Annotated in this window: 6 protein-coding genes and 1 pseudogene; 4 read left to right on the forward strand and 3 right to left on the reverse strand. The window is 71.4% G+C overall.

Going from position 1 to position 10,330, the window contains the following annotated elements:
• Together ACJ73U_RS15350 and ACJ73U_RS15355 are read left to right on the forward strand one after the other, a co-directional pair.
• Nucleotides 1–2,624, forward strand: a pseudogene (locus ACJ73U_RS15350) (hypothetical protein); the annotation flags it as partial.
• A gap of 148 nt (nt 2,625–2,772) precedes the next feature.
• Nucleotides 2,773–4,338: an alkaline phosphatase D family protein gene (locus ACJ73U_RS15355; protein ID WP_407778292.1), complete on the forward strand. Its 1,566-nt coding sequence runs from the start codon at nt 2,773–2,775 to the stop codon at nt 4,336–4,338.
• Here the strand turns inward: ACJ73U_RS15355 and ACJ73U_RS15360 are convergent.
• Nucleotides 4,326–5,450, reverse strand: coding sequence for a VanZ family protein (locus ACJ73U_RS15360; RefSeq protein ID WP_407778293.1), 1,125 nt, complete (start codon nt 5,448–5,450; stop codon nt 4,326–4,328). The two genes, ACJ73U_RS15355 and ACJ73U_RS15360, sit on opposite strands and share 13 nt — an antisense overlap.
• Nucleotides 5,451–5,873: 423 nt before the next feature.
• Here ACJ73U_RS15360 and ACJ73U_RS15365 point away from each other — a divergent pair, with 423 nt between their 5' ends.
• Nucleotides 5,874–6,149 (forward strand): hypothetical protein, encoded by a 276-nt coding sequence (locus tag ACJ73U_RS15365; protein ID WP_407778294.1) that lies wholly within the window; start codon nt 5,874–5,876, stop codon nt 6,147–6,149.
• Between the two features lie 4 nt (nt 6,150–6,153).
• Here the strand turns inward: ACJ73U_RS15365 and ACJ73U_RS15370 are convergent, their stop codons facing one another.
• Both ACJ73U_RS15370 and ACJ73U_RS15375 read right to left on the reverse strand, forming a co-directional pair.
• The gene (locus ACJ73U_RS15370) at nt 6,154–8,145 is read right to left on the reverse strand and encodes a glycosyl hydrolase family 28-related protein (RefSeq protein WP_407778295.1); all 1,992 of its coding nucleotides are present in this window, start codon (nt 8,143–8,145) and stop codon (nt 6,154–6,156) included.
• A gap of 92 nt (nt 8,146–8,237) precedes the next feature.
• Nucleotides 8,238–9,164 carry a YihY/virulence factor BrkB family protein gene (locus ACJ73U_RS15375; RefSeq protein WP_407778296.1) on the reverse strand — a complete coding sequence of 309 codons (927 nt, stop codon included), beginning with the start codon at nt 9,162–9,164 and terminating at the stop codon, nt 8,238–8,240.
• A gap of 90 nt (nt 9,165–9,254) precedes the next feature.
• Here ACJ73U_RS15375 and ACJ73U_RS15380 point away from each other — a divergent pair.
• Nucleotides 9,255–10,330 (forward strand): S8 family serine peptidase (locus tag ACJ73U_RS15380; RefSeq protein WP_407778297.1); only part of this gene is annotated, 1,076 nt, incomplete at its 3' end.

Raw genomic sequence — 10,330 nt, forward strand, 5'->3', positions numbered from 1 at the left:
CCGCGACCGCGCAGCCGATCCTGCGTGGACAGTCCTGGTCGGACGAGGACTTCGACTTCCGCCCCTACAACCAGGCGCTGCGCACGGAGGGCTACGACTTCGACCCGGCACGTCGCCCGGCCACGACCACGGTGTGGCTGGCCGGCACGGTCACCGACGTCGAGCAGTGGGACCCGCTCACCGGCACCGCGATGCCGGCGCCGTCCCGCGAGGTCGACGGCGGGACCGAGGTCACGGTGTCCTTCGAGTCGGCACCCGCCGTCCTGCTGGTGTGGTCGACCCGCGAGGCCGAGCCGCCCGCAGCTGCTGCCAGCCCCGGTGCTGGCGTGCCGTCCGCGGGTGCTGGCCGGCTCGATTCCGGTGAGTCGGTCGTGTCTGCTGGCCGTGCCGATTCGGTCGAGCCTGCTGCCCGTCCCGGTGGCGTGCCGCCGGTGTTTGCTGGCCGGCTCGATTCGGCTGGGTCGGCTGTGTCTGCTGACCCTGCCGATTCGGCCGAGCCGCCCGCAGCTGCTGCCCGCTCCGGTTCTGGCGCGCCGCCGGTGCCTGCGGGGCGGCTCGATTCGGGTGGGTCGGCTGTGTCTGCTGGTCGTGTCGATTCGGCCGAGCCGCTCGTGTCTGCTGCCCGTCCCGGTGCTGGCGTGCCGTCCGCGGGTGCTGGCCGGCTCGATTCCGGTGGGTCGGTCGTGTCTGCTGGTCGTGCCGATTCGGCCGCGTCGCCCCTCTCTGCTGGTCGCCCCGGTCCGGCTGTGTCGGCGTCCGTGACCGCGCTCGCGCTCGACGGCCTGTGGATGATCACGCTCACATCGCCGGTCACGCAGTGGCGCCCCTGGCACCGCACCGGTGACGGCGAGTGGCGGCAGGTGCTGGTCACGCACGGCGAGTTCGCACGCATGCGGGTCGACGACGGCGACTGGCGGCCCGTCGAGTACTCGCTGTCCCGCGGCATCGAGAAGGATCCGCTGCACGTCGCCGCGCTGGGCCCGAAAGGCCGCGTCCCGGAGGAGTTCTGGCACGCCGACGACGCGCGGACGGTCCGGCTGCGGACGACGCTCCCCGTCCCGCCGGGCAGGCGAACCCTGGCGATCGCGGCCAACGGCGCGATCGAGGCGTGGTGGAACGGTGCGCGCCTGCCGGCCGACCCCGGCGGCTACCTGCGCCTGTTCGACGTGGAGTGCCTGGCCGCCAACGAACTGGAGGTCCTGGTCCGGTCCGAGGAGGACGGTCCGCTGCGCGGCTACTGGACCCTGACCGACGACCCGGCGGCCTTCGCCCGGCCGGAGTGGCTCACCCCCGCCGACCGCACGCGCCGCGGCAGCACCGTCCGCGCGATGGCAACGCTCACAACGTCCGAGCCGGGGCGGGTCACCGTCCAGCTGGGCACCGAGGGCGTGGCGACGTTCCTGGTCAACGGCACGGAAGTCGCGGTGTCCGGGGCGTTCGACCCGTACGGCGCCCGCCCCAACCCGAGGGTGATGCCGCACGAGATCGACCTGGCGGCGGGGGAGAACCGCCTGGAGGTGGTGTTCCGCGACATGGGCACCCCGGTCTCCCTGATCTTCGACGGCCCGGACTGCGACTGGACGTGGACCCGCGACGGCGTGCCGGTCCCGTCGGCGTTCCGCCGCCGCCAGTCCTACGACGCCCGCTGGCCCCTCCTGCACCCCCGCCCCCACCCACTCCCCAGAGCGACGTGGCTGGACGGCGCACCGACGACGGGCGTGCTGGACGTGGTACCGGACTCGGGCCACGAACGGCAGGAGGAGTGGTTCCGCCTGGCCGTGCCACCGGGCGCCCACCGGGTCCGCCTCCCGCTCGTGGGAGAGACGACGGCGTGGGTGGACGGCGTGGAGCTGACAGGCGAGGACCTGCCGGCCGGCCGGGAGTTGCTGATCAGAGTGCGTCCGGCGGACGGCCGCACCGGCGGCGCACTGTGGGAGGGTCCGGCGGAGTTCGACTGCGCACAGGACCCGGGTTGGCCTCCGGCCCCCGATTTCCAGCCTACCGGTGACCCCCGACAGGAAACCTCGTTCGAGCCACCCGCGACCCGATCGGTGAGTACGAGTCCGAGCGAAAGGGACTTTCGTATGCCCGGGGGTCCCCCGGTTTCAACACTACCGGAGGGGGCCGACGGTTCCGGCGTGCGCGCGGAGGTTGTCCACAACCCGATGGGGGAGGAGCCGGACGAATCTTCCGTTGGTGTCGGGAGGGCCCCCGGTTCCGATGCTAGCGGTGGGTGCCGACGGGAGTCGGAGGGCGGGGTGGGAGGTGTGGACAACCGGTTCGTGGAGGTCGGGCCTTGGGAGGGGTTCGGGCTCGGGTCCTACTCCGGTGGGGTCAGCTATCACCGGGAGGTGCACCTCGATCGGCCCGGAGCCGTGGTGCTCGATCTCGGGGTGGTGCGGGGGACGGCGGAGGTGTGGGTCAACGGCGCGGCGGCCGGGGTGCGGATCTGGTCGCCCTACCGGTTCGAGCTGACCGGGTTGGTGCGGGACGGGGTCAACCGGCTCACTGTCACCGTGTTCAACACGCTCGGGCCGCTGCTCGACGACATCTCGCCGACCGCCGCGGTCTACGCCGGGCAGCGGGTCTCCGGGATCCTCGGGCCCGTTCGTCTCCTCGTCTAGGCAGAACGGGGTGGCGGGCGCACGCCCTTCTCGCCCAAGATGGACGGTGGGCGAACCAGCGCGGAAAACCGGGAGGGAGAAGGGAAAGCCAGACCCGCATATGGCCTGACCACTGTCCACTCCACAGGAGACTGCCTTGGGTGCACGGATGCCGCGGCGTCAGGTGTTGGGGCTCGGGGGAGCGGCGGCCGTGCTGCTCGGAACCGGTGCCTGGCGCGTTGCGGGCGCGTTCTCGGCGCCCGCGGCCGGTAACCCGTTCACCCTCGGTGTCGCCTCCGGTGATCCGACCCCGGACGGCGTCGTGCTGTGGACGCGGCTCGCGACCGATCCGTTCGCGGCTGACGGGGCGGGTGGGATGCCGGCCACGCCGGTGCGGGTCGAGTTCGAGATCGCGCACGACGAGCGCTTCCGGTCGGTCGTGCGGCGCGGGTCGGTGGTCGCCACCCCGGAGCTGGGGCACTCGGTGCACCCGGAGATCCACGGCCTCGCGCCGGACCGCGTGTACTTCTACCGGTTCCGCGCCGGTGGGGAGATGTCCCCGGTGGGCCGGACGCGGACGCTGCCGCCGCTCTCGGCGAACCCGCGCCAGCTGGACTTCGCGTTCGCGTCGTGCCAGGCATGGCAGGACGGGTACTTCACGGCCTACGACCACATCGCCGCCGAGGACCTGGACTTCGTCGTGCACCTCGGCGACTACATCTACGAGTACGGCCTCGGCGACAACAAGCGCGGCGTGCCGGTCGCCCCGCAGTTCACCACCGAGGCCGTCGACCTCGCGCGCTACCGGCTGCAGTACGCGCTGTACAAGTCCGAGGCCCCGCTGCGGAACGCGCACGCGGCGCACCCGTTCGTCCTGACCTTCGACGACCACGAGGTCGAGAACAACTGGGCCGGCGACATCTCGGAGAAGGACGGCGAACCGGACCAGGACCCCGCCGTGTTCCGCCGGCGCCGGGCGGCGGCCTTCCAGGCCATGTACGAGAACCTGCCGCTGCGGCGCGCCCAGCTGCCGAGCGGCCCGAACATCCGGATGTACCGCCGGCTCCGCTACGGCCGCCTGGCCGACCTGACCATGCTGGACACCCGCCAGTACCGCGACGACCAACCCTGCGGCGACGGCGACGGCGTCAACTGCGCCGACCGGCTCTCCCCGACCCGGACCATTCTCGGTGCGCCGCAACGGAACTGGGTGCTCAACGGCTTCTCCCGGTCCACCGCGCGATGGCAGATCCTGGGCAACCAGGCCCCGATGGGCCAGACCGACCTGGCCCCGGGCCCGGCGCTGGACGTCTCGTACGACCCGTGGGACGGCTACGTCGCCGAGCGGAACCGGGTCCTGGCCGAGGCGCGGGACCGCGGCGTGCGGAACCTGGTCGTCATCACGGGCGACCGGCACCAGAACTACGCGTGGGACCTGAAACGCGACTTCGCCGACCCCGCCTCACCGACGGTCGCGACGGAGTTCGTCGGCACCTCGATCACGAGCGGCGCGGACGGCGCGGACATGACTCCGGACGGCCAGAAGCTGCTGGCGGCCAACCCGCACATGAGGTTCTTCAACGGCCAGCGCGGCTACGTGCTGGTGAGCGTGAACAAGGACCGCTGGCAGAGCGACTACCGGGTGCTGCACTACGTGACGAAGCCGGGCTCGCCGGTGTACACCCGGGCGAGCTTCGTCGTCGAGGACCAGCGGCCGGGTGTTCAGGAGGCCTGAGGCTCGTCGGCCGGCTCGGTGCTGACGACGGCCACGTTGTGGGTCCGGGTGAGGCGTTCGTACGGGGCCAGCTCGTCGCCGAAGAAGACGGCCAGCGGGGTCCAGACGCCGACCACCAGCAGCGACAGCAGCAGGCCCAGGGGGATCAGCAGCTGTTGCGGCTCGCCGAAGACGTCCCAGTGGTCGACCTCCAGGGCCAGCCACGCCAGCCACAGCGGGGAGAGCAGCACCCCGTTGCGCACGAGGAGCGCGAACGGGCCCGCGTGACGGCCGTCGGTGCGTTCGAGTTTCAGGAGCATCGCCCGCTTGCCGATGGTCGAGCCCGTCTGGACCGGCGCGAGGAGGAAGTAGACGATCGCCAGCGCCGCGGCGGCCGGGGCGCGCAGGGCCGCGGAGCCGCCGAACAGCTTGATCAGGCCCACCACCAGCAGCAACAGGACGGCGAACGTGATCATGTCCGTGACGAGCGCCAACACCCGGCGGGTCGCCGTCACGCGCGTGGCGTAGCGGCGGCGGTCGCGTTCGGCGTCCAGGTCCGGCAGCAGGCGGATCAGCGGACCGGCGACCAGCCAGCCCAGTGCCACGCCGACCGTGTTCAGGATCAGGTCGTCCACGCTGAAGAGCCGGTACGCGCACGGGTAGATGAACCACACGCCGGTCAGCTGGGTCAGCTCGAAGAACAGCGACACCCCGAACCCCAGCGCGGTCGCCGCCAGGAAACGCGTGCCGGACAGGTACCGCAGGAAGAGGCCCAGCGGGGCCAGCAGCACCACGTTCAGCGCGGTGCTCCACATGGCCGGGTTCACCCAGGTGCCCGACACCCGCGCCCGCGTCCGGAGCACGTCCACGAAGTAGAACGGGCGGAGCTGCGGCGTGCTGGCGTAGGTCTGGTCCGCGCAGTACTGCGACGGGTTCGCCGGCAGCGGGATGATCGTCTGCAGGAACGCCGCCAGCAGGTAGAACAGGAAGCAGTAGAACACCAGCGTGGTCCACCCGCCCGCCCGACCGCGCCGACGGTAGCTGACCACCGCCACCGGCAGCATGACCACCAGCGCGAGCAGCGGGAACACCGTGACCGCGGCGCGGACCGGCAGCAGGTAGGTCTGGAACACCCGGAACTAATACCTCACCACGACGACGGCGGTGGTGGCGGCACCACCGGCGGCCGGTCGTCGCAGGTGATGGTATTCGGGAGCATCCACGGGGCGAGCCAGCCGCCGTCGTTGCCGCCGAGGTCGGTGAGCGTGAACTCCGAGCCAGTCGGCGGGAAGTTGAACGAGCCGCAGTTGTTGACGCCAACAGCGCCGACGTGCCGGGCGTCGACCGCCAGCGCCGCGACCGCCGGGGAGCGAGGGGATGTCGAGCTTGATCAGGCCCACGACCAGCAGCGTCAGGACGCCGAAGGTGATCACGTCGGTGAGCGGCTGATACTTCGCGACCGCGTGGGCACAGCCGGCGGCCGGTCATCGCGGTCCGACAAGATGGCCGACACAGCCAGGCGTTTGCGCCACCGCGTGCTCGGGTAGCCGTCGGATATGCCCAGCAAGCAGAGCATCCGGCGCTGGCTGTGGAACGCGCCCCCCACTGCGGGCTTCTGGTTGGCCGGAGTTGCCCTCATTGTCGCCACCGGCGGTGCCGCCCTGTCCCTGTCCCCGGTCATCCTGAAGGTCATCGCGATCGTCCTCGGAGTCGGGTTGGGGTTGTTCGCCTTGGTTCTGATTTCGGGGAACCGGGACTTCAAGCCCGAATCCTGGTCCGAGTACGGATCGTCCAGCGGCCCCATGCCGCCCACTGACTCCGACGGAACCTGACACCTCACCACGACGACGGCGGTGGTGGCGGCACCACCGGCGGCCGGTCGTCGCAGGTGATGGTATTCGGGAGCATCCACGGGGCGAGCCAGCCGCCGTCGTTGCCGCCCAGGTCGGTGAGCGTGAACTCCGAGCCAGTCGGCGGGAAGTTGAACGAGCCGCAGTTGTTCACGCCAACGGCGCCGACGTGCCGGGCGTCGGTGTTCTCGAACGACGCGCTGCCCCGGGACCGGGCGCTGAGCACCGAGGTGCCCGTGCCGTCCACGCGGTTGTCCCGGAAGTGCACGTCGGTGATCGAGTACTGGTCCTTCACCGGCCAGTCGCTGACGAACATGATCGCGTTGTAGGTGTTGTCCAGGAAGTGGTTGCCCACCACCTGGACGTCCGCGGCCAGGTCGCGCTCCAGCGCGTAGAACCAGATGGCGCCGAGGCCGATCTCCCAGTTCAGCTCGTAGGTGCCCGCGCGGACCGTGGTGTTCGCGCTCACCCACACGTGCCCGGTGAACGGCTCCGCACCGAACCGCGACCCCAGGTGGATGCCGCTGCCCTCGCGGACCGGGTCGGCGACCAGGTTCGCCGACACCGTGTTGTCGGTCCCGCCGTACAGGGCGATCCCGTTGGCCAGCACCGGCGACTGCACGGTGTTGTGGTCGAACGTGTTGCGCGCGTCCTGCGTGTGCTCCGCCCACATCGCGAGCCCGTCGTCGCCGGTGTTGCGGATGAAGTTGTCGCGCACCACCGAGTCCGTGACGCCGGTGTGGAAGTTCAGCGCGTCCGCGATCTGGTCGGCGATCACGTTGCCCTGGACCGTGAGCCGGGTCATCGGGCCGTCGAACCACATGCCCACCTTCGTGTGGTGGAGGTACAGCCCCACCAGCGACGAGTCGCTCAGCGCGCCGCCGATGCCGTTGACCTGGTCGGTGTCGATGCGCTCGCGGACGTCGCCCTCGATGGCGAAGCCCGACAGGTGCACGTTCACACTGCCGCCCTCGGCGGCCGGACGACCGTAGAAGCCGACGCCGGTGTGCACCGAGCCGTCCGGTGCCGGCGGGTCGAGTGCCACCTCGTGACCCCGGACGGTCGTGTACCAGCTGCCGGCGCCCGTGATCGTCACGTCGTCGACGACGATGTGCCGGTTCACCTGGAACGTGCCCGGCGGCAGGTACACCGGGGCGTTGAGCCACCGCGCCAGCGCGACGGCCCGCTCGAACGCCGTCGCGGAGTCCCGCCGGCCCGTCGGGTCCGCGCCGAACAGCCGCACGTCCAGCGCGCCGCGCACCACCCGGGGCGCGCCGACCAGCTCCGAGTCCAGCAGGTCGACGACCGTCCACGCGGCACGGTCGCTCGCGGTGAGCCGGATCGTGTCGCCGGCCCGGTAGGTCCTGCCGAGCGACAGGCGCTGCTCGTCGTAGAAGTGGGTGGGGCGGAAGGGTTTCTGGATCACCGGCGGTGGGCTCGTCTGCGCCGGCACGCAGTCGCACTCGGTGATCCACCAGTCCGGGTGCAGCAGGTCCGCGTTCGGGTCGTTGGTGAAGGGGTACTGGTTGTACAGCCAGGAGTACCGCGACGTGAGCGTCAACGTCGCCCGGTGCCGGCCGTTCACGGCCACGTCGAGCGGCGCGGTGATGCCGCCGCCGTCGCGCGCGTCCGGGATGCTGTACCGCACGGTGATCGCGTTCGCCTCGCGCGGCAACGTGAACTCGACGTACTGCCCGGGCGTGAGCCGCACCGCGGACCGCCCGGACGCCTCGGCGGGCAGGGTGTAGGCGGTGCGGTCCGGACCGATGACCGTGCCGTCGGTGTGCGCGTTCTCAGCCTCCTGCTCGAGGAACGGCACGTCCGCCCCGCGCCCCGCCACGAGCGCGGGATCCAGGGCGGCCCTGGTCACGACCGGCGCCGCGGGTGGTCGTTCCGCCGCCGCCACGCCACCACCTCCGACAAGGCCCGCGACGAGACCCGCGACCGACACCACCGCACACGCACGTGACCACACCATTGCCGGCCTCCTCGCCAGGGACGGTGAGGAGACGATAGGCACCGGACTACATCACGCGCAAGATTTTGCGTACTTTCAATCGAAGAATTGCATCAATCCATCGCCCGGGTATCACGCGGCTCCAGGAAGGGCTCGACGTCCTCCGGGTGGCCCTCCTCGATCTCCCGCCCCCGGATCAGCTCCGCGTCGAACTCGGCCCCGAACAGCACCGCCAGGTTCGAGATCCACAACCAGACGAGGAACACGACCACACCGGCGAGCGAGCCGTAGACCTTGTTGTACGACGCGAAGTTGGCCACGTAGAACGCGAAGCCCAGCGACGCGATCACCCACACCGCCACCGAGAGGATGCTGCCGGGCGTGAGCCACCGGAACCCCGGCTGCCGCACGTTCGGCGACGCCCAGAACAGCAACGCGATCGCCAGGCTCACGAGCGCCGCCAGCACCGGCCACTTCGCGATGTCCCACACCGTGACGAACGTGGAGCCGAGCCCCACCATGTTGCCGAGCCACCGGGCGACCCCGCCGGTGATGACCACGCCGAGCACGGTCACGGCCAGCAGGACCACCATCGTGAGCGTCAGCGCCAGTCGCAGCGGGACCGTCTTCCAGACCGGGCGGCCCTCCTCGACCTCGTAGATCGAGTTGGACGCGCGGATGAAACCGCCGATGTAGCCCGAGGACGCCCACACCGCGCTCGCCAGGCCGATGATCGCGACCGGTCCGGCGACCGATGCCTTCCCCTCCAACTGGTGTACGACGTTCACCAGCATGTCGCGCGCCTGCCCCGGCGCGAGCTGGCGCAGGTTGTCGATCAGCGGCTGCGTCACCGACTCGCCGATGAGCCCGACCAGGCTGATCAGCACCACGACCGCGGGGAACAGCGACAGGATGCTGTAGTAGGTGAGCGCGGCGGCCCAGTCGGCCAGCTTGTCGTCCATGAACTCCCGGAACGTCCGCTTCAACGCACCCCACCACGCGTGCCTCGGCAGGTCCACCGGGGTTTCCGCAAGTGCCATGACCGTCTCCTCAACCGCAGTTCCGGTCAGCTGGACTACCCCGAGCGAGGGCGTGCAACGCATCGGCCGGCGAGCGCGTGGGTAGAGACCATGAACCTGCGCAGAACCATCGGCGCCGTCGCCGGGCTCGTCGTCGCGGCCTCCCTGGTCGCCGCGAGCCCTGCCGGCGCCCAGGACCCGGCCGCGAGGGAGGCCGTCGCCGGGTCCCCGCGGACCGTCACCCTGCTCACCGGTGACCAGGTCCGCGTCGTCGACGGCGTGGTCGCCGGCGTCCGGATGGCCGCCGGCCGCGAGACCCAACGGGTGTGGCGGTACGAGCTGAACGGCCACCAGTACGTGGTCCCCGCCGACGCCGTCCGGCTCCTCCAGGACGACCGGATCGACAAGCGCCTCTTCGACGTCACCGAACTTCAGCGGCAGGGCCTCGACGACGCGTCGGCCAGGACCGTGCCGCTGATCGTCCAGGGCGCGGCGCCGCGGGCCGCGCGACGCACGGCCGCCGTTCCCGCCCGCGGGCTCACCGTCGTCGAGGCACCCAAGAACGGTGCCGCCTGGCCGGAGCTGAGCGCCACCGCGAAGGCCCGGACCGCCACCGGCAAGATCTGGCTCAACGGCCGCGTCCAGCCGCTGCTCGAGGACAGCGTGCCCCAGATCGGCGCGCCCCAGGCGTGGGCCGCCGGGTTCACCGGCGCCGGCGCCAAGGTCGCGGTGCTCGACACCGGGTACGACCCGACGCATCCCGACCTCGCGGGTGCCGTGCTCGCACAACAGGACTTCACCGGCGAGGGCATCACCGACACCGTCGGCCACGGCACCCACGTGGCGAGCACCATCGCGGGCACCGGCGCCGCGTCGGGCGGCCTGCGCAAGGGCGTCGCGCCCGGCGCGAAGCTGTTGGTGGGCAAGGTGCTCGGCGAGTACGGCGGGACCGAGGCCCAGGTCATCGCCGGCATGCAGTGGGCGGTGGACCAGGGCGCCGACGTCGTCAACATGAGCCTCGGCAACGACGCCCCCACCGACGGCACGGACCTGCTGTCCCAGACGCTCGACGAGCTGTCCGACTCCAGCGGCACCCTGTTCGTCGTGGCCGCCGGCAACTCCGGCGCCCGCGAGACCATCGGCAGCCCCGGCGCGGCGGACCGCGCGCTCACCGTCGGCAGCGTCAC

The organism is Actinophytocola sp. (genome assembly GCF_045807065.1).
Taxonomy (GTDB): domain Bacteria; phylum Actinomycetota; class Actinomycetes; order Mycobacteriales; family Pseudonocardiaceae; genus Actinophytocola.